The sequence below is a fragment of the Caldimonas hydrothermalis genome (assembly GCF_056746695.1).
Map to the genome: position 1 here is coordinate 91,026 of NZ_JBWQXA010000005.1, position 22,461 is coordinate 113,486.

Genomic DNA, 22,461 nt, shown 5'->3' on the forward strand with positions numbered 1-22,461 from the left:
TTCACTCCATGGCCTGTGCGCGCACCATGCCGGCATACAGCCCGCCTCGGGTCATCAGATCCTCATGCCGGCCGGATTCGACCACACGGCCTTCCGACAGCACGTAGATACAGTCGGCGTTGCGCACCGTGCTCAGGCGGTGGGCGATCAGCACCAGCGTCTTCTCGCCGCGCCATTGTTCGATGGATTGCTGCACGATGCGTTCAGATTCGCTGTCCAGTGCCGAGGTGGCCTCGTCGAAAACCCAGACGCGTGCATCCTTGTACAGGGCCCGGGCTATGGCCAGGCGTTGGCGCTGGCCACCCGAAAGTCGACTGCCGTTGGCACCGATGTTGGCATCCAGCCCCTCGGGCTGGCTGAGCACGAAGTCCCACAGGTTGGCCGCACGCAGCGCCGCCTCGATACGGGCGCGGTCCGGCGCCTGCGCATACGCCACGTTCTCTGCGATCGAGCCATCGAAGAGCACAATGTCCTGGGAGACCACTGCAAACTGCCGGCGCAACGAGGCCTTGCGGATCTCTTGGATGTCGATGCCGTCCAGTTCGATGCGTCCGGCCGTTGGGGCGACGAAGCCGAGCATGGCGTTGATGGCAGTCGTCTTGCCCGACCCCGACGGGCCGACCAGGGCAACGGTGCGCCCGGCCGGGATGTCGAGCGTGAGTTCACGCAGGGCAGGGGTCTCACTGCCGGGATAGGTGATTCGGACCTGGTCGAAACGGAGGTGTCCACGGCATCGGGCGGGATCGATCTCCCGGGTGCCCGGATCGGGCTCGGCCGGCGTGTCCATGAGCTCGAAGCAGGCACGCGCGCCGATGAGCCCGCCGATGATGGGTTGCATCACGTCGGTGAGGTGGCGCATCGGCGAGATCGTCATCAGCAAGGCTGCGATGAAGGCCACGAACTCGCCGACGGTGGCCGCCCCGCGGTGGGCCTCCACCAGGGCCAGGGTGAGGATGACGGCCACACCCAGGCTGGCCACCACCTGTGTCAGCGGCGTCATCGTGGCTGCGGCCGCGACGTTTTTCAGCGTGACGTGGCGCAGCCGCCGTGCCTCGGCCTCGAAGCGGCGGCGTTCGAATTCGCCGGCATCGAAGGTGCGCACGACGCGCCAGGCCCGCGAGATGTCATCGACGATGCGCACCAGGCGGATCTGCGACTCGTAGGCCTGGGTGCCCACCGAGAGCACGCGCCTTTGCACCTTGCGCACCACGAAGGCCAGCAGCGGCATGATCACCAGCGACAGCAAGGTGAGCTTCCAGTTGAGGTAGATCAGGTAGCCCAGCAGCGCGAAGAAGGTGGTGCCGTCGCGCAAGGCCGTCGTCAGGGCGCGTGACAACGAGGCGGTAGCCGCTTGCGGATCGTTGATCACCTTGGCGGCCGCCACGCCGGGACTCATGCGGTTGTACAGGCTCGCATCGGCGCGCATCAGGGCGCCCATCAGGTCCGAGCGCAGGGCCAGCACGGCGTGCGAGACCGACCAGTTGAACAGGTAGGTGCCGCAGAAGGCCAGCAGTCCACGCACCGCGAACAGACCGACCACCACCACGGGGACCAGCCACAGCGGGAACCCCAGCTCGGCCTTGAAGCCGCTGTCGAGCAACAGCTTGAGCAGGGCCGGCACCAGAGGTTCGACGGCAGCCGAGAGGAAAAAGCACACCACGCCCAGGCCCACGCCTGCCTTGTGGGGGCGCACGTAGGACAGCAGACGGACGGCAACGGTCTTCAGGCTCATGCAGCGGGTACGGGTCTGGTCTTCCGGGGACGCCGGACCGAGCCCCGGATTGTGCCTTGCCGGGGCCACCGGCTGGGACAACCCCGGGGTGCGGGCCGGCGCCGGCCCTGGCACCATCGGCGCCGGAACGAACCACACCCCGAGGATGGCCCCGTGACCGCCCACCGGCTCTTGCGCACCCGACGACCGGACCCTCACGAGCATCTGCACTGCGGATTCCGCTGGGCGGTGCCTGCGCTGTTCAACATCGCCCAGGCCTGCTGCCACCGCTGGGCCCAGGAATCGGGCGGGCGCACCGCCATCGTCTACGAGCATGAATCCGGTCGGCGCAGCACGCTGTGCTTCGCCGAGTTGCACTCGCAGGCCAACCGGCTGTCGCATGCGCTGGAAAGGCTGGGCGTGCAGCCGGGCGACCGTGTGGCGCTGGTGATGCCGCAGCGTCTGGAGACGGCGATCGCGCACATGGCCGTCTACCAGATGGGGGCGGTGGCGATGCCGCTGTCCATGCTCTTCGGGCCTGAGGCCCTGGCCTACCGGCTCGCGCACAGCGAGGCGGTGGTGGCCATCGTCGATGAGACCTCGATCGCCAACCTGCGCCAGGCACGTGCGCAGTGCCCGGCGCTGCGTCAGGTGGTGGCCGTGGGCGAGGCCAGCGGCCAGGGCGACCTCGACTGGGAGGCTGCGCTGGCGCGCGAGTCGGCCCTCTACGTGGCCCGGGCCACCCGGGCCGACGACCCGGCCGTGCTGATCTACACCAGCGGCACCACCGGCCCGCCCAAGGGCGCGTTGATCCCCCACCGGGCGCTGATCGGCAACCTGCCGGGCTTCGTAGCGAGCCAGAACTGGTTTCCCCGCGAGGGTGACGTGTTTTGGTCACCGGCCGACTGGGCCTGGACGGGCGGGCTGATGGATGCACTGCTGCCCACGCTCTACTTCGGTCAAACCATCGTGGCCTACCAGGGCCGCTTCAGCCCGGAAAAGGCCTTCGAACTGATGGAGCGCCACGGCGTGACCAACACCTTCCTGTTCCCGACGGCGCTCAAGGCGATGATGAAGGCCGTGCCCTCGCCGTGCGAGCGCTACCGGCTGAAGCTGCGCGCCATCATGAGCGCGGGTGAGGCGGTGGGCGATGCGGTGTTCGCCTACGGCCGCGAGCAGCTGGGGGTGACGATCAACGAGATGTTCGGCCAGACCGAGATCAACTATGTGGTGGGCAACTGCGGCGAATTCCGGGATGCAGCCGGGCGGGTCCACCCTGGCTGGCCGGCCAAGCCGGGCAGCATGGGCCGTCCCTACCCGGGCCACCGAGTGGCGGTGATCGACGACGAAGGCCGTGTGTGCCCGCCGGGCGTACCGGGCGACGTGGCGGTGCACCGCCGCGACATCCATGGCGATCCCGACCCCATCTTCTTTCTCGGCTACTGGAAGAACGAGAAGGCCACGCGCGCGAAGTTCACCGGCGACCCGAATGATTCCTGGTGCCGCACCGGCGACACCGCGGTGATGGACGAGGACGGCTACCTCTGGTACCAAGGGCGCAGCGACGACGTCTTCAAGGCAGCGGGCTACCGCATCGGGCCCAGCGAGATCGAGAACTGCCTGGTCAAGCACCCGGCCGTGGCCAACGCCGCGGTGGTGCCCAAACCCGACCCCGAGCGCGGTGCGGTGGTCAAGGCCTACGTCGTGCTCGCGCCGGGGCAGGTGGGCGATGCTGCTTTGGTCGAGTCGCTGCAGCAGCACGTGCGCGCCCGGCTGGCCCCCTACGAATACCCCAAGGAGATCGAGTTCATCGACGCGCTGCCGATGACCACCACCGGCAAGGTGCAGCGACGGGTGCTGCGCCTGCAGGAGGAGGAGCGCGCGCGTGCCGCGCGCGGCTGAGAGGGGGGCGTGCGGTGCCGGGTCAGTGCGACATCAGCACCGGCACCGTCATCTGGCCCAGCAGCGATCGCGTGACGCCGCCAAGCACCCATTCGCGCAGGCGGGAGTGACCGTAGCCGCCCATCACGATCAGGTCGCTGCCGTGGTCGGCCGCATACGACAGCAGGGCGTTGCCCACGTCGATCACCTGGGGTTGGCGTGAGGCCATGTGCCTGACACCATGGCGTGACAGCCATGCGCCCAGCGCGTCCAACTGCGCCGCACGGGTGGGGGCGTCCGCTTCTTCGAAGACCACCACGTCCACATGGGCGGCTGCCTGCAGCAAGGGCATCGCATCGGCCACGGCCCGGACCGATTCGCGCGTGGGCTTCCAGGCCAGCAGGATGCGCTGGCCGCAGCTGTCCGGGGCGCCGATGTAGGGCACCACCAGCACCGGCCGCCCAGACTGCATCAGCACTTGTTCGGCCAGCGTGTCGCCGCCGGTGGCCAACAGGTCGTCGGGATGGTGCTGTCCCACCACGATGAGGTCGTTGCATCGGCCATGCGCCACCACTGCCGAAGCGGATTCTTGTTCCTCGATCACGGTCTCGGTGCTACGCAGGCCCTGGACCCGCAGGCGGAAGTGCTCAACCGCTGCTTCCGCCCGGCGGCGCAGATGTTCCATCGACAACTGCACATAGTTGGGCGAGCCCAGGGCCAGGCCCACGTCCACCGGCATCTGGACCCAGCCGGTCGGTGCTAGACCTATGAGGTGGGCGTCGAAACGCCGGGCCAGCTCGCAGGCCAGGCTCAGCCGGGCTTCGCAGGCCGGGCTCGTGTCCAGATGGACCAGCAGTTGACGGATGCTCATGGGGCGACCCTCCTGTCGTGTGGCGCGCCACCCTCCCGAAGCCGGCGCCGTGGGCCTTTGCAGCGGCGGCACGGGCGGGCTCGTCGGCCCTGCGCGGCCCGGGATGAGGCGATGCATCCATTGTGCGACCGCCGCAGGGGGGCGGCTTGATCCGCCTCAAGCCGCAGGGAGGTCAGCCAAACACTGCCACCACCTGGTAGCCCAGTGCCGCCAGCCGTCTCTCGGGCGACCACAGGCGGGTGCTCTCGCTCACATAGCCACCCGCGCCAGCGTGCGTGTCCTTGTCCACGCGCCACCAGCCGGCCATGGCCGAGGCCTCATCGGGCAGGGCATGCGGCTGCAGCTCCAGCGACCACGACACCGAGCTGGCCGGTACGGGCGCGTTGAAACGGCTGATCGCCGGCGTGGGCGGGGCATCGGCCAGCAGGATGGACAGGAGCTCCGCGTCCACGCCCCGGGCGTCGTGCAGCCTCAGGTGGATGCGCGACAGCCAGGTGTCGGTGCCTGACGAGGGCCATCCCCCTTCGGCCCACCGGAAGTCCAGGTGCTGCGTGAAAGCGGGGGCCAGCCCGGGCTCATAAGGCCGTGCGGGCACCTCGTCCGGCCCCCGCGCCACCTCGGGGCGGCGCGGGTCCAGCGCCGGCAGGCGGGTCTCCCGGCTGGCGCCGAACACGCCGACCAGCACGGCAGCCACCTGGTCGCCCTGGGACACCCGCGCCTGCACCTGGCGCACGTGGCGCCCCGACCGCAGCAGCTCCACGGCCACCCGGACTTCGCCGGCACTCACCGGAGCGACAAAGTTGGTCTGCAGGGCCCGAAGGGGCCATGGGCTGCCGGTCACGTCGCGCATCGCGGCCACCCCGTACACGGCGATGAGGCCGCCGAAGGCCGTGCGGCCCTGCAGCCAATCCGGCAGGACGGGCAGGACGACGGCATCACCGTCGCGTCGGCGCTGCGCGAGCAGATGAGACAGAGGGGTGGGAGCGTCCATGGGAACCTTCGGATCGTTGACGAGCACCCATTATCGAACGATCGTTCGATTTTGTCCGCACCGTGTTCCGTCCGGGCCGCCTGCGACCGGCGCAGGGTCGAAGCCCCTTCTGAGACGGGCGAACTCGTTCCCAATCGTTACCACTGTCGGCACCGGCCGACAGGCTCGCCCGGGCAGGCGCCGACAGTGTGGGCGCCGCGGTGTTCCTAGAGTTCGTCTCAACCGCATCGATTCGATCGGTCCGAGCGTCGGGCCAAGACGGCCCGCCGCCCCCGCCGCGTCTTGCGGCACCAACGACTCGCAAGGAGAAACGCCATGAAGAAGACCACGTTCCTGGTCGTGCCCGTGATTGCTGCCCTGGCCCTGGTGGGCTGTGGCAAGTCGCAGGAGGGGCAGGCCCTGGTCCCGCAGGCCGATGCGACCGTCGCACAGGCAGAGACCTCGGTGCGTGAACTGGGTCAGGAAGCCCGCCAGGGCATGGAGCGCGCGGGCCAGGCCATCGGCGAGCAGGTCCGGCGCGCGGGCGAGGCGCTCGATGATGCGGCCATCACGGCCCAGGTGAGCGCCGCTTTGGCCAACGATCCCCAGCTGAGCGCGCTGGCGATCGACGTGGACACCACGGCCGGGCGCGTGAAGCTCACGGGCACGGCTCCCAGCCCCGAGGCGCGTGACCGAGCCACCCAGCTTGCCGCCGGCGTGCACGGCGTGCTCAGCGTGGACAACCTGCTGACGGTGGAGCCCCGCCCACAATGAGCGGGTTGTTCGCAGCGGCCGGTGTGCCCGCGTGCGCCGGCCGCCGGCGTGGGCCCTTCAGGCAGTGTTGTCGGCCACCTGCAGGACGAGCTTGCCGAAGTTCTCACCGTTGAACAGTTTGAGCAGCGTGCGCGGGAAGTTCTCCAGACCGCGCACCACGTCTTCGCGGGAATGCATGCGCCCTTCGCGCAGGTACCCCGCCATCTCGGCGATGGCCTGCGGGTAGCGGTCGGCATAGTCGAACACGACCATGCCTTCCATGCGGGCGCGGTTCACCAGCAGCGACAGGTAGTTCTTCGGGCCGGCCACCGGCGTGGTGTTGTTGTACTGGCTGATGGCCCCGCAGATGATGATGCGGGCCTTGCGGTTGATGCGGGTGAGCACGGTGTCGAGAATCTCGCCGCCCACGTTGTCGAAGTAGATGTCCACGCCCTGCGGGCAATGCGCCTTCAGGCCGGCGCGTACGTCGCCGTTCTTGTAGTCGATGCAGGCGTCGAAGCCCAGTTCGCGCACCACCCATTCACACTTGGCCGGCCCGCCGGCGATGCCCACCACGCGGCAGCCCTTGATCTTGGCCAGTTGCCCCACCGTCTGGCCGACGGCACCGGCTGCGCCCGAGACGACCACGGTCTCGCCCGCCTTGGGCTGGCCGATGTCCATCAGGCCGAAATAGCCCGTCATGCCGGGCATGCCCAGCACGTTGAGCCATTGCGTCCAGCTGCCGGCGCGCAGGTCGATGCGGGCCAGGCCGCTGCGGCGGATCTCGTGCTCCGGGATCAGGCAGTACTCCTGCACGCCCAGGCTGCCGCTCACGGCGTCGCCCACCGCGAAGTCCGGGTGGTTGGAGGCCACCACCCGGCCCACGCCGCCGGCGCGCATCACCTCACCGAGGCCGACTGGCGCAATGTAGGACTTGCCCTCGTTCATCCAGCCGCGCATGGCCGGATCGAGCGAGAGATAGAGCGCTTTCACCAGCACGCCGCCAGGGCCGGGCTGCGTCACGGGCTCGGTGGTGAACTGCCAGTTGCCGTCGGTGGGCAACCCCACGGGGCGCGAGGCCAGGCGGATCTGGTGGTTGACGGTGTGGGTCATGGTGTCTCCTAGGGGGTGTCGGGGTGGCCGCAGGCGGGCCGTATAGGCGATGACACCACGGCCGGCCGATGCGCGCCGTCACTTAGGCGACGCGGCGGCCGCCTGGGCCGGTGTCGCGGCCTCCCGGTCGGCGCGCAGCCGCAGCGGCGCGCGCGGTGGCCGGCGGTCGGGGCAGGCTGGATCGTCGAGCTTGCGCATGGCTGTTTGCGCCGCCACCTGCAGGAAGTCGAGCATGATGGGGGCGCTGTCGATCAGGTTGCCCCGGCCTTGGTGAAACTCGGGATGCCATTGCAGGCCGCGCGCGTAGCCCTCGCCGGTCCAGCGGATGGCCTCGACCACGCCGTCGAGCGAGGACACGGCCTCCACCACCACCTGCTTGCCCAACTGCGCCACGGCCTGGTGGTGGATGCTGGTCACTCGCAGTTGCGTGGCATTCGGGTAGAGCTGAGCGAGCTGCGAGCCCTGCAAGAAGGTGATGTCGTGCTCGAACTGGTCGTACAGCTCGGCATCCACGTGACGGTGGGTGTTGGGGCATTGCGTCTGCAGATCCTGATAGAGCGTGCCGCCGAAGGCCACGTTCAGCAGTTGGCAGCCGCGGCACACCCCGATGACCGGCTTGCCCTGGTCGAGGAAGGAGCGCAGCAGGGCGAGTTCATAGCGGTCGCGCACCGGGTCGCCGCTCCAGCGCGGGTCGATCGGCTCCTGGCCGTAGGTCTGGGGGGCGACGTCGGCACCGCCTTGCAGCACCAGGCCGTCGAGCTCGGCCACGTACTCGTCCACCGACAGGTGGCGGGCGGCGCGGCGGCTGTCCTCGGCCACCGCCGGCACCATGAAAGCCATGGCGCCGTGTTCCATGATCCAGTGGGCCAGCGATTGCTCGAGGTACTGCAAGGTCTTGTTGCGAAACCCCAGCTCGGGCGGAACCTGGTAGAGCAGACGCGCCGAGATGCCGATGCGCAAGGGCCGCGTCGGAAGAGGCGTGTAGCGGGTCATGCGCGATTGTGAGGCCAGCCTTGCAGCCTCGGTCAAGCCGGGCAATTGCAAGAGGCAAAAAAAACCGCAGCGGCTGCTGCGGCTTTTTGTGTCGGGCGCAAGCCCGAGGGGGATTACAGCGGGCGGATGTTGGCCGCCTGCAGGCCCTTCTGGCCTTGCTTGACTTCGAATTCGACGCGCTGGTTTTCCTGCAGCGTCTTGAAGCCCGTGCCCTGGATGTCGCGGAAATGGGCGAACAGGTCGGCGCCGCCGCTGTCCTGGGCGATGAAGCCATAGCCCTTGCTTTCGTTGAACCACTTGACGGTGCCGGTTTGGGTGCTCATGGAGCGTTCCTTTGAAAATGAAATGGAAAAAGCAGGCCTTGTACAGCGTGCACAGGGCACCTGCAGGAAACACTCTAGAGACGGAACCCGGGGATTCGAACGAGGCTTGCGCGGGCGAACCCTGGCAAGACGGGGAAGACCTCAAAGACCGACGGTCTGGCGTGTACCTGAAGCGTACTGTACACCATTTGCGCCGACCGTGCTCATTGGCGGCATCATGGGGCCCATGAAACTGTCCCGGTTGTTCAGGCCCCGTGACCCGATGTTTTGGCTGATGCTGGCCTTCAGCCTGTTGTCGTCGTTGTGCGCCTGGGCCCTGCAGGCCCTGCCGCTCACGCCCCTGGGCAGGGTGCTCGTCGGCATGGTGGGGCTGGTCAATGCGGGCGTGAGCGCGCTGCTGACATGGCGGCTGATCCGCGACTGAGCCGGGCAATGTCGCCCGATCGCCGCCGCTGGCTGAGGTCCGTGGGCTTGCTCGGTGCTGCGGCCTGGCTGTCGCCGACGTCACTTCACGCCCAGGGTGCCAGGGGGGTGCAGCCCGCGCCGCTGGCCGATCCCTTGGTGATCGCCCACCGCGGTGCCAGCGGCGAGCGGCCCGAGCACACGCTCGCGGCCTACGCGCTGGCCATCGAGCAGGGGGCTGATTACATCGAACCCGATCTGGTGATCACCCGGGACGGGGTGCTGGTGGCGCGCCACGAGAATGCCTTGGCCTTGCTTGGCCCGGGTGGCGCGGTGCGCGAAGCCACCACCGACGTCGCCGAGCGCCCGGAGTTCGCCGCACGCTGCACCACCAAGACCATCGACGGCCAGCGCATCACCGGCTGGTTCACCGAGGACTTCACGCTGGCCGAGCTCAAAACCCTGCGCGCCCGCGAGCGCATTCCCCAACTGCGACCGGGCAACACGCGCTTCGACGGCCTGTTCGAGATTCCCACCTTCGAGGAGGTGCTGCAGCTCGTCGACCAGGCCAACGCGCGGCGCCGGCTGCAGGCGCATGACGACGCCCGCAGCCCGGGCCGCCCCGTGCCCTTCAGGCCCGTGGGCATCTACCCCGAAACGAAGCATCCGAGTTACTTCCGCGGCATCGGCCTGCCGCTGGAGGAACCCCTGGTCACGCTGCTGGACCGCCATGGCTACCAGGCCCCCGATTCGCCAGTTTTCATCCAGTCCTTCGAGGTGGGCAACCTGCGCCGCCTGCGCCAGATGACGCGCGTGCCGCTGGTGCAATTGCTCGCTGCCCGCGGGCAGCCCTACGATTTCGCCGCCGGCGGCGACGTCCGCACCTACCGCGACCTTGCCCAGCCAGCCGGCCTGGCCGAGATCGCCACCTATGCCCAGGGCATCGGTGCCCACACCCAACTGATCATTCCGCTGGCCGGCCGTCGCCTCGGCCCCCCCACCACGCTGGTGCGCGATGCCCATCAGGCCGGCCTCGTGGTGCATGGCTGGACCGTGCGCGCCGAGAACTCCTTCCTGCCCGATGACTTCGACGTCGGCGACGACCCGCGTGGCCTGGGCGACATGGCCGGATGGGTCCGCGCCCTGCTGGCACAGGGCTTGGACGGCTTCTTCACCGACCACCCCGAGGAGGGCCGGCGGGCCCGTGATGCCTTCGTTGCCGGGCGCTGAGCGCCTGCTCAGCCTGCACGCTGGCCGGCGCGGCGCTACAGTGAGGGCCTGTCTGCCTGCTGCCGAATGCCCATGTTGCTGCCTGCGCCCCTGACCCCGCCCACCCTGGTGGAGGATGCCCTGCGCGAGCGGGGCTTTGCCGTGCTCGATGCCGCCGGCCTGGCCGCCTTCAGCGGCGTGGCCGAGGGCGGCTTTGCCGACTTGTCGCCCTTGTGGGACGACCTGCCGGCCGATGCCTATCTGCGCGACGGCGGGCGCTATCGCCGGCGCCGACACGCCTGCCTGGTGGTCGAGGGCGGCCGCCACCGCACGGTGCCCCATCGGGCCCATTGGCAGCCAGTGGAGTACAACGCCCTGCACGGGGGCCTGGAGCGCTGGTTCGAGCCGGTGTCCCTGCAGATGCTGGAGGCGCCGGCCTTTCTTCATCTGATCCACGCGCTGGCGCGCTGTGCCAGTCGGCTCAAGGGGGAGCAGCCCTGGTACGTGGAGGTGCACCAGTTCCGCATCGACACGACCGACGGCATCGGCCGCCCCACGCCCGAGGGAGCGCACCGTGACGGCGTCGACCTCGTCGCCGTGGTGCTGGTGGCGCGCTCGGGCATCAAGGGCGGCGAGACGCGGGTGTTCGAGGCGCACGGCAGCCACGGCATCCGCTTCACGCTCACCGAACCCTGGTCAGCCCTGCTGCTGGACGATGAACGCGTGATCCACGAAAGCACACCCATCCAGCCACTGGACGGGCCCGGTCATCGCGACACGCTGGTCGTGACGCTGCGCGCCCGCGGCTTCCAGGGGCCTTGAAAGCTCAGCGCCGTCGTGCAGGCCGATGCTCGCGGATCCAGGCCTCGAAGGCCGGCTGGGGCAGCGGCAGGCTGATGGCTTCGCCCTGAAGGGCTTCGCAGCCCTGCGCCAAGAGGAAGCTGCGCTGGGCGGTGGTCTCCACCCCCTCGGCGACCACCCCGTGGCCGAAGTGGCGCGCCATTTGGATGATCGCGCAGGCGATAGCGGCCGAGTCGGCGGCCTGCGGCAGATCGCGCACGAAGGAGCGGTCGATCTTGACCTTGTCCACCGGCAGTTCGCGCAGGTAGCGCAGCGAAAAGTAGCCGGTGCCGAAGTCGTCGACCACGATGTGCGCCCCCAAGGCCTTCAGGCGCGACAGCCGCTGCTTGACCTGCGGCACGTCATTCATCAGCAGCCGCTCGCTCAGTTCGAACTCCAGCCATTGCCCGCCGGCGCCTTCGTCGGCGAGCAGCCGCTCGATCCCGTCGACGAAGCCCGCGGCCTGGAACTGCACCGCCGACAGATTGAGGGCGATGCGGGCGTCGGTCAGCCCCTGCTCGCGCCAGCGCCGCGCAGTGCGCAGGGCCTGTCGGACCACCCATTGGCCGATCGGTTGCATCAGTCGCTGCTGCTCGGCCACCGCAAGGAAGTCGCCCGGCATCAGCAGCCGGCCGTCGGGGTGCTGCCATCGCAGCAGGGCCTCCACGCACACCAGCGTGCCGTCGTGGGTCAGCACCTGGGGTTGGAAATGCAGTCGGAACTGGTCTTCGGCCAAGGCACGGGACAATTGGCTCTCCAGTTCGAGCGCCTCGAAGGCAGCGCTGGCCAGCGAAGGGTCGAAGAAGCGGTAGGTGGCCCGCCCGTGGGCCTTGGCCTGGTACATCGCGCTGTCGGCATTCATGATCAGCTCGCCGGGCGACTGGGCATGCGCGGGAAAGAGCGCGATGCCCACCGACGGGGTGACGCTGAGCCAGCGAGCGTCGACCTCGATCGGCCGCTCGATCGCTTCGAGCAGCTTGCGGGCCACGTCCTCCACGTCGGCGCGCGTGTGCACGCCGCCCAGCAGCACCATGAACTCGTCGCCGCCGAAGCGGGCCACGCGATCGCTGCCGCGCAGGCTGTCGGTGATGCGCTGGGCGACGGTCTGCAGCAGCCTGTCGCCGACGAGGTGTCCCAGCGAGTCGTTCACGCGCTTGAAGTCGTCCAGGTCGATGAAGAGCAGGGCCAGCGATTCGTCGGCCCGGCGCGCCTGGGCCATGCGCTGATCCAGGTGCTCCATGAAGGACATGCGGTTGGGCAGTCCGGTGAGCGCGTCATGGTGGGCCAGATGATGGATGCGCGCCTGCGCTGCCTGCCGGTCGCGGATGTCCCGCACGATGGACATGCGCAGCCGCTGGCCGTTGCGCATCATCGTGCGGCCGATGAACTCCACAGGAATGCGGTAGCCGTCGCGGTGGATGATCTCACTCTCGTAGGTCGCATCCTGCGCGGCGGCCAGCAGGGCCAGCACCTTGGGGTGGTATTCCGGTGGCACGAAGTCCAGCGCGTAGCGGCCGATCAGCTCCTCGCGGCTGCAGCCGGTGAGGTCGCACACGGGTTGGTTCACGTCCTCGATGATGCCGTTGCTGTGGAAGACCACGCCCTCGGCACTGGCGTGCATGAAACGCGCCATGCGCTCCTCAGACTCGCGCAGATCCTGCTCGGCCTGGCGCTGCTGCGTCACGTCGGTGATGAGCACCAGGGCCGCCTGCGGTGTGCCCGAGGCGTCCAGGTGAGGCATCAGGTTCACCTTGATCCATTGCGCCGATCCATCGGGACGCACGGCTCGGCGCTCGTAACTGATCGAGCGGCGCTCGTGCAGCATGGCTTGGACGTGGGGCTCGATCTCGCGCGCCGCCTGCGCGCCGATCACCTCGGCGAAGGTGCGCCCAACGATGGACTGCTCGTCCCAGCCGAAACCCTGAGCGTAGGTGCGGTTGGCGAAGATGCAGCGGAAGGTGTGGGCATCGTAGTAGGCCAGCGCCGAGGGCACGTTGTCGGCCAGCAGTCGCAACTGCTCGGCCTGCGTGCGCGCCGAGCGCATCAATGCCGTCACGTCGTGCAGCAGGCACAGGTAGTGACCTTCGTCCGGCAGCCAGTGCGCGGCCCATTCGATCCAGTGATCGCTGCCGTCATGTGGGCGCAGCGCCAGCCGCACGGTGAAGCTGCTGCGCCGGGGCAGCAGCTCGTACAGGACCTGGCGGGAGGCTGGCTCCAGGGCGGCATCCCAGCCGGTTCCGCGGGCCGCGTCGAGCGCGGTCCCGGTGAGCCCGGCGTAGGCTTCGCTGATGAACAGGCCCTGACCCTCGGGCGTGAGGACCACCACCAAGCCCGGAATGCGCTGCCACAGTGCCGAGGCATCGACCAAGGCGGTGACGAGGGAATGGGGGGCGGGCTGCATCGGAGTCCAGCGGCTGCTCTGGGCAGATGATAGGCCGCCGGGGCGGGTGATCCCAGGACTGCGGCCTCCCCCAGGGGTGGGACATCGCACCCCCCATGAGGGGGATCAGACCTCGCGCACGTCGGCCACCGGCTGCGCGCCGAAGTCCGGCCGGGCCAGGTGCTCGAGCAGGCGACGGGCGGCCTCCTCGGGCGAGCTGAGCAGCCCCTGGGCCTGCAGCTGCACGAAGCGCTCACGGTCGGGGAAGCTGGCCGGGTCGCTCTGGCGAAGCTGCACCTGCATGTCCGTGTCGATGACCCCGGGGGCGAGCGAGACGATGCGTGCCCCGTGGGGAAGACGGGCCTGCTCCAGTGCGACGCAGCGGCTGAAGTGGTCCATCCCGGCCTTGGCCGCGCAGTAGGCGGCGCTGCCGGCCATGGCGCGCCGACCCAGGCCCGAGGAGACGTTGAGCACCTTGCGGGGGGCCGTCCAGTCCCTCGTGGCTTGCAGGAAGGCACCGGTCAGCAGCAGCGGCGCCTCCAGGCCCACGCGCAGCGCGTGGGCCAGGTCGTTCGGTTCGCTGTCCTCCAGCGGGCCCACGCGCGAGATCACGCCGGCATTGTTGATGAGCGTCGCGCTGGCCACGGCCCGCGGGTCGTGGCCGCTCAACCAGGTGGCCAGGCGCTGCGCCGCAGCAGGCGCCTCGGCCAGGTCCTGGCGCCATTGCTCACAGGAGGCCCCGGCGGCGCGGGCCTGTTCGGCCAGGGTGTCGTTGACCTGGCGCGACAGGCACAGCAGGCGATGCGCGGGCGAGAGCAGTTGGCGTGCCAGGGCCAGGCCCAGGCCCCGCGAGGCGCCGGTGATGATATAGAGATGGTGCATGGTTTCGTCGGGCGGGGGGGCTCAGAACCAGTGGACCAGCCCCGATTGCTGAGCGTTCTGAGGGTTCGAGCCGGCGGCGATCACCTGCTGCAGCGCGGTCTGCGCCGGCCAGCCGAGCTGCTTGAGCACGCAGGCGGCCACCGTGCCGGTGCGTCCGATGCCTGCAGCGCAATGCATCAGCACCGATTCACCATGGGCCAGCGCGGCGGCCACCGCCTGCACCCGTTCGCGGAACCCGGCTTCATCCAGCGGCAGGCCGAAGTTGCGTATCACCAGTTGTTCCCACCGGCACGGCAGGGTGCCTTGTCCAATGGCCTGGGCATAGGATGGGGACAGCGCCGCCACCTCCTCGAGGCTGGTCAGGCAAAGGATGCGGTCCAGGCGGCAACGTGCGGCTTCGGCCAGGAAGTCGCTCCAGGGCTCGAAGCGGCCGGGCATGGCGTGCAGCCACAGCGCACCGGCAACGCCCGCGGGCAGGGCCAGGGGACGGAACATGGTGATTCGACAGGCCAGGTTCGGGACGGGGGGAGATAGGACCCATGTCCATTGTGCCCCGGACGGGCCGGTTCGCGGGAGGAAAGCAAAAGGCGGCCCGAAGGGGCCGCCTGGGCAGGCTCGGTGTCGCTCAGTGCAGGGCCGACGGGGCTGCGTTCTGCGTGATCCCCGCGATCTCCCACTCGCGAGTGCCATCGAGCGGCTTGACGAAATGCCACAGCTCGTCGAACGGTTCGGCGGCGGCATCGGCCGCTTCCCGGATCAGGCCGTGGAAGCGCACGCTGACGATTTGCTGCCCGTCCTCGCGGGCCACGTCGACCACCTGGGCATTGAGCTGCAGCACATCGGTCTGCTGCGCCGCGCCTTGGCGGTCGTGCAGGTCCAGGCGCACCGCGGCAAAGAGCTCGGGCGTCGTGAACTTGCGCAGATCTTCGAGTTCGCCGGCATCATGGGCCGCCTGCATGCGGATGAAGAGCATCTTGGCGATGCGCTCGAAACTTGCGGCGTCGAAATCGGCCGGCAGCGCTGCGGCAGCGGCGACCGACCGGGTGTTCGGGGCGTCACCTGCCGATCCGGAACCGGCCGGTGCGGCCGCCGTGCCCCCCCAGGAGGGCATCGTGCCCCCCGAGGCCGGGGCGCCCGCATACTGCAGGCCCCCCTGGGCGGGCTGAGGCGCCATGCGGCGCAGGATCCAGCGGATCGCCACGAAAGCCACCAGGGCCAGCAACGCCAGCATCATGAAGTTGGCCAGGCCCTCGCCAAAACCGAGGTGGCTGGCCAGGGCCGCCAGGCCCAGGCCGGCGGCCAGTCCGGCGATCGGCCCCATCCACGAGCGCTGCCCTGCGGCGGCAGCCCCGCCGCTGGTCTGCGCGGGGTTGGTCGCGGTGTTGCCGGGTTGTTGCGCCGGACGTGCCGGGGTGGCGTCGGCCGGGCGGGGAGGCGGCGCCTGCCGTTGCATGCCCACCGATCCACCGCCGCCGAGGCGACGCGCCTCGGCGTCGATCGGGGCCACGCCCAGACTCACGCCCGCCAGGACCATCGAGATGGCAACCAGCACTGCTTTCAATCCGCTCTCCTTCCGTGTCGTCGTTTGGGACGAGGGGGCGGCAGCCGCCCCCTCATGCAACGGCGATTCGACCAAAAGCCGCGCCGAAGGTTCACGAAGCCCCCAGAGCCGCCAGGATATTTCCCCGAGGCTTGACAGGCCCGCCCTGGACAGGCCCATAGGCGGCCGTGGCCGCCTGGCTCGTACGGCAGCACCAATGCCAGCGGCGGCCCCGGCCGGGCCCGTGCCGGCCACGGCCGGGGCCCCGGGGCGCCGGAGCGCGGTCCATCCGTGTGATCGTGTGAGCGCGTCGTGTAGGGCGCGACCGGATGTATCCGGGCGGCGGCATCGTCGCGTCGAGCCGGTAAACTGGGCGCCCTTTGCATCCTCCTTGGCATGACCGTCCGCACGACCGATCCGATGGCCGCAACCACCGGCACTCCCGCGTCCGCCCCGTTCGAACTGCGCAGCGCTTCGCTGACGCTGGAGGCTGTGTCCCTGCGCACCCGCGACCTGGGCGTCCTGAAGGGGGCGCTGGAGGCGCAGCTCGGTGCCACCCCCGGGGCCTTCGACGGCGAGCCGGTGCTGGTCGACCTCGGCCCGGTCGCGGGCGATGTGCCGCCGCTGGATCTTGCCGCACTGGTGGCATTGCTGCGGGCCCATCGGATGCAGCCGGTGGCCGTGCGCGGCGGCACCCCTGCCGACCGCGAGGCGGCGCGTGCGCTGGGGCTCGTCGAGGCACCGGAATCCTCGGGGGTGCGCGAGCCGCGCACGGTGGTCCGGGAGGTCGTGCGCGAGGTGCGCGTGGAGGTGCCCATCGAAGTGCCGGTGGAGGTGCCCACGATGGTGATCGACAGGCCGCTGCGCTCGGGCCAGCAGGTCTATGCCAAAGGGGGGGACCTCATCGTGCTGGCGGCGGTGAATTTCGGTGCCGAGGTGATTGCCGACGGGCACGTGCATGTCTACGCCCCGCTGCGCGGCAAGGCCATTGCCGGGGCACGCGGCAACACCCGGGCCCGCATCTTCAGCACCTGCCTGGAGCCCGAGCTGGTGGCGATCGCCGGCACCTACCGCACCACCGAGACGCCGCTGCCCGCCGAGGTGCTGGGCAGGCCGGCCCAGATCCGGCTGGAAGGCGACCGTCTCGTCTTTCAGCCTGTGTGACCCCTTTCAACGACGACCCGTTCTCAGACACAAGGACTGCCTTCCATGGCCAAAATCATCGTGGTGACCTCCGGCAAGGGTGGCGTGGGCAAGACCACCACCAGCGCCAGCTTCGCCTCGGGCCTCGCGCTGCGGGGCCACAAGACCGCCGTCATCGACTTCGACGTGGGGCTGCGCAACCTCGACCTCATCATGGGTTGCGAGCGTCGCGTGGTCTACGACCTCATCAACGTCATCCACCAGGAAGCCAATCTCCATCAGGCGCTCATCAAGGACAAGCACTGTGAGAACCTTTTCGTGCTGGCGGCTTCGCAGACGCGCGACAAGGAAGCGCTGACGAAGGAGGGCGTCCAGCGTGTGCTGGCCGAGCTGGAGGAGATGGGCTTCGAGTACATTGTCTGCGACTCGCCGGCGGGCATCGAGACCGGTGCGCTGATGGCCATGCATTTTGCCGACGAGGCCCTGGTGGTGACCAATCCCGAGGTGTCCTCGGTGCGTGATTCCGACCGCATCCTGGGCATGCTCAACTCCAAGACCCAGCGGGCGATCGACAAGCGCGAGCCGGTGAAGGAGCACCTGCTCATCACCCGCTACAACCCCCATCGCGTCGAGGGAGGACAGATGCTTTCGCTGGAGGACATCCACGAGATCCTGCGCATCCCGCTGATCGGCGTGATCCCCGAGTCCGAGACCGTGCTCAATGCCTCCAACCAGGGGGTGCCGGCCATCCACATGCAAGGCAGCGACGTCTCCGAGGCCTACAAGGACGTGGTGGCCCGCTTCCTGGGCGAGGACAGGCCCATGCGCTTCGTCGAAGCGGCCAAGCCGAGCTTCTTCAAGCGTCTGTTCGGAGGGAAATGACCCATGGGCTTCCTCTCCTTCTTCCTCGACAAGAAGCCCAGTTCGGCCAGCACGGCCAAGGAACGGCTGCAGCTCATCCTGGCACACGAGCGCGGCGGCCGCAGCCGCAGCCCGGACTACCTGCCCGAGTTGCAGCGCGAGCTGATGGCCGTCATCTCGAAGTACGTGGCCGTCAACCCCGAGGACATCAAGGTGCATCTGGAGCGGCAGGACAACCTGGAGGTGCTCGAAGTCAAGATCGAGCTGCCCGAGGGCGCTCGCTGAGCCGCTGGGCGGCACAGCGGCCGGGTACAGATTCACAGGGTCCGCCCCACCAGGGCCATGAAGTAGACGCCCACGCCCAGCGTCAGGTTGAAGGCCACCAGGCGGCGGATGCCATCCAGCACCGGCGCGGCGGCTTTCCAGTTGCCTTGCGCCACCGAGCGCTGCAGGCGGGGATAGGCCGCCCACCGGATGACCGCGAACACGGCCATCATCACCAGGCCCAGGCCGAACATCGCATGCACGCTCCAATGGGCCGCGGCGAAGCCGCCGCGCCCGAGGACCAGGGCCAGGCCGGTGAGCAGCACCACGACGATGGCCCACAGCACCCCGGCGAAGAAGCGGCCGAGCGCTGCCGTCATGAAGGGCAGGCGCTGCGCAGGTTGCAGTGTGGTCACTGCCGACGGACGCACCGCGAAGTGCATGCAGGCCATGCCGCCCACCCAGAAGCTGGCGGCCAGCAGGTGCAGGGTCAACACGAGCGCAGACAGGACCATGGGCAGGGTCGTGAACCGTGTCACGGACATTGTCATTGGATGTCGGCGATTTTCCGACACCGCGCATGGACGGACACTGACCCCGCGCATGGGGGTGCGGGCAGTGAAGTCCCCCGCGGCGGCGACTAGATTGATCTCATCGGACCATCGCATCGGGGAGTTCACCATGGATGCCGTACTAGACCGTCAGGCCCCGCTGGCCTGCTATGAGTTGAGATTCCAGTCGCTCTTCCAGCCCGGGCGTGGGCTGTGCTTTCCCTGTGATGCGCAGGGCCGCGTGGACCTCGATGCCTTGAGCGAGCGCGCACGCGAAAACTACCTCTACGCCCGCGCCGTCGTGGGCCGGGAGTACGCGGTCCCCTCGGTCGTGCCCCGCGACGGCTGAAGACTCCCGGCTCGCCGCTGGCCCGTCTTGAAAACGCCAGCCACCGCCCCCAGTTGCTGGGCGGGACAGCGTTTGCAATTCAGCCATGAACGACACGACCATCCAGGTGCCGGCCCGCCTGCTGGGCCTCGTGATGATGGCGCGACTGCTGCAGCGGCTGGACACCAGCCGCGAGCCCGTGGATGCCCGGCAGTACCGCGACGTGGTGCGGCGCTTGCAGGACCTGCTGCGCACCGCACCGGCCGATGACGCCCTCAGGGCCGTGCTGAGCGCCTATCCGGCCGCGGGCGAGGTCTACGAGAACCTGCGCTACGAACACGCCGGCCTGTGCCTGCAGCCGCTGGAGCGTTCCCTGGGTACCGAACTGCAGGCCCGCGAGGCGCTGCGCCGGGCGGCCCGGGCGTGAAGGGCCTCACTTCCCCCAGCCGTCCTTCAGACCGGCGATCCGGTTGAACACCGGCCGGCCGGCAGCGTGATCCTTGCGGTCCGTGCCGAAGTAGCCATGCCGCTCGAACTGGAACCGCTCCTCGGCCTGCGCTTGGGCCAGCGACGGTTCCACGTAGGCCGTCACGACCTTCAGGCTGGCAGGGTTCAGCGCGGCCTTGAAGTCCTTGCCGCCGGCATCGGGCTGGGGGTCGGTGAAGAGGCGGTCGTACAGGCGCACCTCGGCCTGCACGGCGTCGTGCACGCCCACCCAGGTGATGGTGCCCTTGACCTTCACCGCGTCGGCTCCCGGGGTGCCACTCTTGGTGTCGGGCAGCACCGTCGCGAGCACGGCGGTCACGCGGCCTGCGTCGTCTTTTTCGCAGCCGGTGCATTCGATCACGTAGCCGTACTTGAGCCGCACCTTGTTGCCGGGGAAAAGACGGAAGAAGCCCTTGGGCGGTTGGTCCGTGAAGTCCTCGCGCTCGATCCAGAGCTCGGGGCCGAGGCTGAAGTGGCGCTGGCCGAGTTCCGGCCGCTGCGGGTGGGCCGGCGCGGCGCAGGGTTCGCGGTGGCTGCTGCTGCCGAACACGTCCGCCCAGTTGCTCAGCTTGAGCTTGACGGGATCGAGCACCGCCATCGCGCGCGGGGCCTTGCCTTCCAGGTCGTCGCGCAAGGCGATCTCGAGGTTGCCGTAGTCGATCCAGCCGCCGGCCTTGCTGACGCCGGTGCGCTCGCAGAACAGGCGGATGGCCTCGGGCGTGTAGCCACGGCGGCGCAATCCGGCGATGGTGGGCATGCGCGGGTCGTCCCAGCCGCTGACGATGCCTTCGTCCACCAGTTGCTTCAGTTTGCGCTTGCTGGTGACCACGTAGGTGAGGTTCAGCCGCGCGAACTCGTACTGATGGGGCAGGTTGAAGGGCTCGATCTGGTGCTCTTCCAGGGCCGAGGCCAGCAGCGGGGTGAATTGGTGGGCCTGGGTCTTCAGCAGCGCGAAGAACTCGGGCAGGTCGCGCAGCACGGCCTGCCGGTCATGCTCCCAGCGGGTGAACAGCTCGCGCATGCGCTGCTCCGGCTCGGTGTTCAGGCCGAGCTTGTGCGCGTGGTTGTGGCAGTGCAGCGCGAATTCCTTGCCCGCCTCCAGTCCCTGCTGCTCGATGCGCTCGATCAGTTGCTTGGCGCGCTCGAACTGCGGGGCGCGCAGCACAGGCACGATGCGTTCGAGCAGCCAGTCGTAGAAGGGGCGCTGGTCCTCGAATTCCAGCGTGCAGATGCTGTGGGTGATGTTCTCCAGCGCATCCTCGATGGGGTGCGCGAAGGTGTACATGGGATAGATGCACCAAGCGTTGCCGGTGTTGTGGTGCGTGGCGTGCTTGATGCGGTAGATGGCCGGGTCGCGCAGGTTGATGTTGGGCGAGGCCATGTCGATCTTGGCGCGCAGCACCATCGCCCCGTCGGGAAACCGGCCGGCGCGCATCTCCCGGAAGCGCTCGAGGCTTTCCTGGGGCGGGCGGTTGCGGTAGGGGCTGTCGATGCCCGGCTCGGTGAGCGTGCCGCGGTTGGCGCGCATCTGCTCGGGCGTCTGTTCGTCCACGTAGGCGTGGCCTGTCTCGATCAGGTGCACGGCCGCGCGGTACATGAAGTCGAAGTAGTTGCTGGCGTAGTAGAGGTGGCTGGTGCCGTGGGCGTCCCAGCTCCAGCCGAGCCAGCGCACCGCATCGACGATGGCGTCGACGTACTCCTGCTCCTCCTTCTCGGGATTGGTGTCGTCGAAGCGCATGTGGCACACGCCGCCATACTCCTGCGCCAGGCTGAAGTTCAGCCAAATGCTCTTGGCGTGGCCCACGTGCAGGTAGCCGTTGGGCTCGGGCGGGAAGCGCATGCGCACCCGCGCCGGGTCGACCCCGCCGCGCTCCTGGTGGGCGCCGTCACCGGGGCCACCGGCCCAGCGGCGGCCGTGGTAGCGGCCCTGGAGCAGGTCGCGCTCGATCACCTGGCGCAGGAAGTTGCTGACTTTGGTCTCGTCTTTCGGGGCAGGGGCCGACATGGGGCAGGTGTGTGACTCGGTGTGACTGAACAGTCATTCTATCGAGCGGCTTCCCCCATCAGAGGGGGGGTGGATCCCCCTTTTGGTCGAGGCGCAGCCGGCGGCTGCGGCTTAGAGTCTCTGGGTGGACACACGACAGAGGTGCGCCATGGAAGAGCAGGACTTCGACAAGCAACTCACTGACACCCGGGGCGAGGTGATGGCCCTGTGGGCCGGGGTGGTGGGCCTGGTGCTGGTGGCCGCCCTGGGACTCGTGCTGATCGGCCTTCAGGTCCCGTGGTGAGTGCGTGCTCTCGGTTCGGGCCTGTGGCTGGGCCGATGCCCGTGCGCCCGGCCGGGCTCTATTGTTTGCAATTGCTTGCAAGGTAAAAAAAAGCGAATTCGGACCACCAAAGCGCCGGACGGTGCGTTAATTTGGCGAAGGCCCACCCGGAAGAAGGGCCGAAGGAGTAACGCTATGAACCGACGCACCGTCTTTGCCAGCCTGGCCCTTGCGGCGACCGCCCTGGGCGCCGCCGCCCCGGCCCATGCCGACAAGGTTTACTGGTCCATCGGCATCAGCTCGCCCGGCGTGACGACCACCGTGTCCAACGCCCGCCCGATCTACCACGTCCCGCCGCCGGCGGTGGTCTATCCGCCGGTGGTCTACCACGCCCCCACCGTGGTCTACCCGGCGCCCGCGGTGGTCTACCGCCCGGCTCCGGTGGTCGTGCATCCCGCCCCGGTGGTGGTCTATCCCCACCCGCACGCCCATTGGAAGGAGCACAAGCACTGGCGGCGCCACCATCGAGAGTGGGAGCGGGCGCACTACGGTCGCCATCGCCACAACGATTGATTCCAGCCGCGGCTGGTCCGTCACATCGCCTTGAAGCGGTGGGCGTCGGCGAGGAAGGTTTCAGGCGGCGGTCATGCACGCCCAGGTCCGGCGGCCTTGCCTTGAAGAAAACCGGCCTGG

General features: G+C 69.0%; 24 protein-coding genes. 12 read left to right on the top strand and 12 right to left on the bottom strand.

Annotated elements, in window-relative coordinates; all coding sequences use genetic code 11:
* Position 1 precedes the first annotated feature (1 nt).
* Entirely contained in the window at positions 2-1,732 is a 1,731-nt protein-coding gene (locus tag AC1ECW_RS08360) for an ABC transporter ATP-binding protein (protein ID WP_409709154.1), read from the bottom strand.
* Positions 1,733-1,885: 153 nt separating this feature from the next.
* Here AC1ECW_RS08360 and AC1ECW_RS08365 point away from each other — a divergent pair, with 153 nt between their 5' ends.
* Complete coding sequence (locus tag AC1ECW_RS08365) at positions 1,886-3,613, top strand: acetate--CoA ligase (protein ID WP_481201614.1); 1,728 nt, start codon at positions 1,886-1,888, stop codon at positions 3,611-3,613.
* Positions 3,614-3,635: 22 nt separating this feature from the next.
* Here the strand turns inward: AC1ECW_RS08365 and AC1ECW_RS08370 are convergent, their stop codons facing one another.
* Together AC1ECW_RS08370 and AC1ECW_RS08375 are read right to left on the bottom strand one after the other, a co-directional pair.
* Entirely contained in the window at positions 3,636-4,463 is an 828-nt protein-coding gene (locus AC1ECW_RS08370; RefSeq protein WP_481201615.1) for a universal stress protein, read from the bottom strand.
* A gap of 172 nt (positions 4,464-4,635) precedes the next feature.
* Complete coding sequence (locus AC1ECW_RS08375) at positions 4,636-5,454, bottom strand: acyl-CoA thioesterase (RefSeq protein ID WP_409707923.1); 819 nt, start codon at positions 5,452-5,454, stop codon at positions 4,636-4,638.
* Positions 5,455-5,769: 315 nt separating this feature from the next.
* On the opposite strand from AC1ECW_RS08375, the gene AC1ECW_RS08380 reads away from it, so the two are divergent.
* A complete protein-coding gene (locus AC1ECW_RS08380; RefSeq protein ID WP_409707920.1) occupies positions 5,770-6,207 on the top strand; it encodes a BON domain-containing protein in 438 nt (145 codons plus the stop codon).
* A gap of 57 nt (positions 6,208-6,264) precedes the next feature.
* On the opposite strand, the gene AC1ECW_RS08385 is transcribed toward AC1ECW_RS08380, so the two are convergent.
* From AC1ECW_RS08385 to cspE, 3 genes are all read right to left on the bottom strand, one after another.
* Positions 6,265-7,299 carry an NADP-dependent oxidoreductase gene (locus AC1ECW_RS08385; protein ID WP_481201616.1) on the bottom strand — a complete coding sequence of 345 codons (1,035 nt, stop codon included), beginning with the start codon at positions 7,297-7,299 and terminating at the stop codon, positions 6,265-6,267.
* Between the two features lie 78 nt (positions 7,300-7,377).
* Complete coding sequence (locus AC1ECW_RS08390; RefSeq protein WP_409707914.1) at positions 7,378-8,292, bottom strand: gamma-glutamyl-gamma-aminobutyrate hydrolase family protein; 915 nt, start codon at positions 8,290-8,292, stop codon at positions 7,378-7,380.
* 113 nt (positions 8,293-8,405) lie between these two features.
* Positions 8,406-8,615, bottom strand: coding sequence for a transcription antiterminator/RNA stability regulator CspE (gene cspE / locus AC1ECW_RS08395; RefSeq protein WP_409707911.1), 210 nt, complete (start codon positions 8,613-8,615; stop codon positions 8,406-8,408).
* Positions 8,616-8,841: 226 nt separating this feature from the next.
* On the opposite strand from cspE, the gene AC1ECW_RS08400 reads away from it, so the two are divergent.
* From AC1ECW_RS08400 to AC1ECW_RS08410, 3 genes are all read left to right on the top strand, one after another.
* Positions 8,842-9,039 carry a hypothetical protein gene (locus AC1ECW_RS08400; RefSeq protein WP_409707908.1) on the top strand — a complete coding sequence of 66 codons (198 nt, stop codon included), beginning with the start codon at positions 8,842-8,844 and terminating at the stop codon, positions 9,037-9,039.
* Between the two features lie 8 nt (positions 9,040-9,047).
* Entirely contained in the window at positions 9,048-10,247 is a 1,200-nt protein-coding gene (locus AC1ECW_RS08405) for a glycerophosphodiester phosphodiesterase (RefSeq protein WP_481201617.1), read from the top strand.
* A 72-nt stretch (positions 10,248-10,319) separates the two neighbouring features.
* Positions 10,320-11,048: a 2OG-Fe dioxygenase family protein gene (locus AC1ECW_RS08410; RefSeq protein WP_409707926.1), complete on the top strand. Its 729-nt coding sequence runs from the start codon at positions 10,320-10,322 to the stop codon at positions 11,046-11,048.
* A 4-nt stretch (positions 11,049-11,052) separates the two neighbouring features.
* Here the strand turns inward: AC1ECW_RS08410 and AC1ECW_RS08415 are convergent, their stop codons facing one another.
* The 4 genes from AC1ECW_RS08415 to AC1ECW_RS08430 form a co-directional block, all read right to left on the bottom strand.
* Positions 11,053-13,467 (bottom strand): putative bifunctional diguanylate cyclase/phosphodiesterase, encoded by a 2,415-nt coding sequence (locus tag AC1ECW_RS08415; RefSeq protein WP_481201618.1) that lies wholly within the window; start codon positions 13,465-13,467, stop codon positions 11,053-11,055.
* A 105-nt stretch (positions 13,468-13,572) separates the two neighbouring features.
* Positions 13,573-14,328 carry an SDR family NAD(P)-dependent oxidoreductase gene (locus AC1ECW_RS08420; RefSeq protein ID WP_409710651.1) on the bottom strand — a complete coding sequence of 252 codons (756 nt, stop codon included), beginning with the start codon at positions 14,326-14,328 and terminating at the stop codon, positions 13,573-13,575.
* A gap of 21 nt (positions 14,329-14,349) precedes the next feature.
* Positions 14,350-14,823: a protein-tyrosine phosphatase family protein gene (locus tag AC1ECW_RS08425; protein ID WP_409710654.1), complete on the bottom strand. Its 474-nt coding sequence runs from the start codon at positions 14,821-14,823 to the stop codon at positions 14,350-14,352.
* 130 nt (positions 14,824-14,953) lie between these two features.
* Complete coding sequence (locus AC1ECW_RS08430) at positions 14,954-15,880, bottom strand: Tim44 domain-containing protein (protein WP_481201679.1); 927 nt, start codon at positions 15,878-15,880, stop codon at positions 14,954-14,956.
* 408 nt (positions 15,881-16,288) lie between these two features.
* Between AC1ECW_RS08430 and minC the strand changes: the two genes are divergently transcribed.
* The 3 genes from minC to minE are packed head-to-tail and all read left to right on the top strand — an operon-like array spanning position 16,289 to position 18,157.
* Positions 16,289-17,032, top strand: a complete 744-nt coding sequence (gene minC / locus AC1ECW_RS08435; protein WP_409709498.1) for a septum site-determining protein MinC — start codon at positions 16,289-16,291, stop codon at positions 17,030-17,032.
* Between the two features lie 45 nt (positions 17,033-17,077).
* Positions 17,078-17,893: a septum site-determining protein MinD gene (gene minD, locus AC1ECW_RS08440; protein ID WP_409709479.1), complete on the top strand. Its 816-nt coding sequence runs from the start codon at positions 17,078-17,080 to the stop codon at positions 17,891-17,893.
* A gap of 3 nt (positions 17,894-17,896) precedes the next feature.
* Positions 17,897-18,157, top strand: a complete 261-nt coding sequence (gene minE, locus AC1ECW_RS08445; RefSeq protein ID WP_409709482.1) for a cell division topological specificity factor MinE — start codon at positions 17,897-17,899, stop codon at positions 18,155-18,157.
* A gap of 32 nt (positions 18,158-18,189) precedes the next feature.
* Here minE and AC1ECW_RS08450 read toward each other — a convergent pair whose 3' ends face one another.
* The gene (locus AC1ECW_RS08450) at positions 18,190-18,651 is read right to left on the bottom strand and encodes a CopD family protein (protein WP_409709485.1); all 462 of its coding nucleotides are present in this window, start codon (positions 18,649-18,651) and stop codon (positions 18,190-18,192) included.
* A 166-nt stretch (positions 18,652-18,817) separates the two neighbouring features.
* Between AC1ECW_RS08450 and AC1ECW_RS08455 the strand changes: the two genes are divergently transcribed.
* Positions 18,818-19,036 carry a hypothetical protein gene (locus AC1ECW_RS08455; protein ID WP_409709488.1) on the top strand — a complete coding sequence of 73 codons (219 nt, stop codon included), beginning with the start codon at positions 18,818-18,820 and terminating at the stop codon, positions 19,034-19,036.
* 85 nt (positions 19,037-19,121) lie between these two features.
* Positions 19,122-19,442 (top strand): hypothetical protein, encoded by a 321-nt coding sequence (locus AC1ECW_RS08460; protein WP_481201619.1) that lies wholly within the window; start codon positions 19,122-19,124, stop codon positions 19,440-19,442.
* 6 nt (positions 19,443-19,448) lie between these two features.
* Here the strand turns inward: AC1ECW_RS08460 and AC1ECW_RS08465 are convergent, their stop codons facing one another.
* Complete coding sequence (locus tag AC1ECW_RS08465; protein ID WP_481201620.1) at positions 19,449-21,506, bottom strand: glutamine--tRNA ligase; 2,058 nt, start codon at positions 21,504-21,506, stop codon at positions 19,449-19,451.
* Between the two features lie 148 nt (positions 21,507-21,654).
* Here AC1ECW_RS08465 and AC1ECW_RS08470 point away from each other — a divergent pair, with 148 nt between their 5' ends.
* Complete coding sequence (locus AC1ECW_RS08470) at positions 21,655-21,789, top strand: hypothetical protein (protein ID WP_409705102.1); 135 nt, start codon at positions 21,655-21,657, stop codon at positions 21,787-21,789.
* A 174-nt stretch (positions 21,790-21,963) separates the two neighbouring features.
* Complete coding sequence (locus tag AC1ECW_RS08475; protein ID WP_481201621.1) at positions 21,964-22,341, top strand: hypothetical protein; 378 nt, start codon at positions 21,964-21,966, stop codon at positions 22,339-22,341.
* Positions 22,342-22,461: the final 120 nt, after the last annotated feature.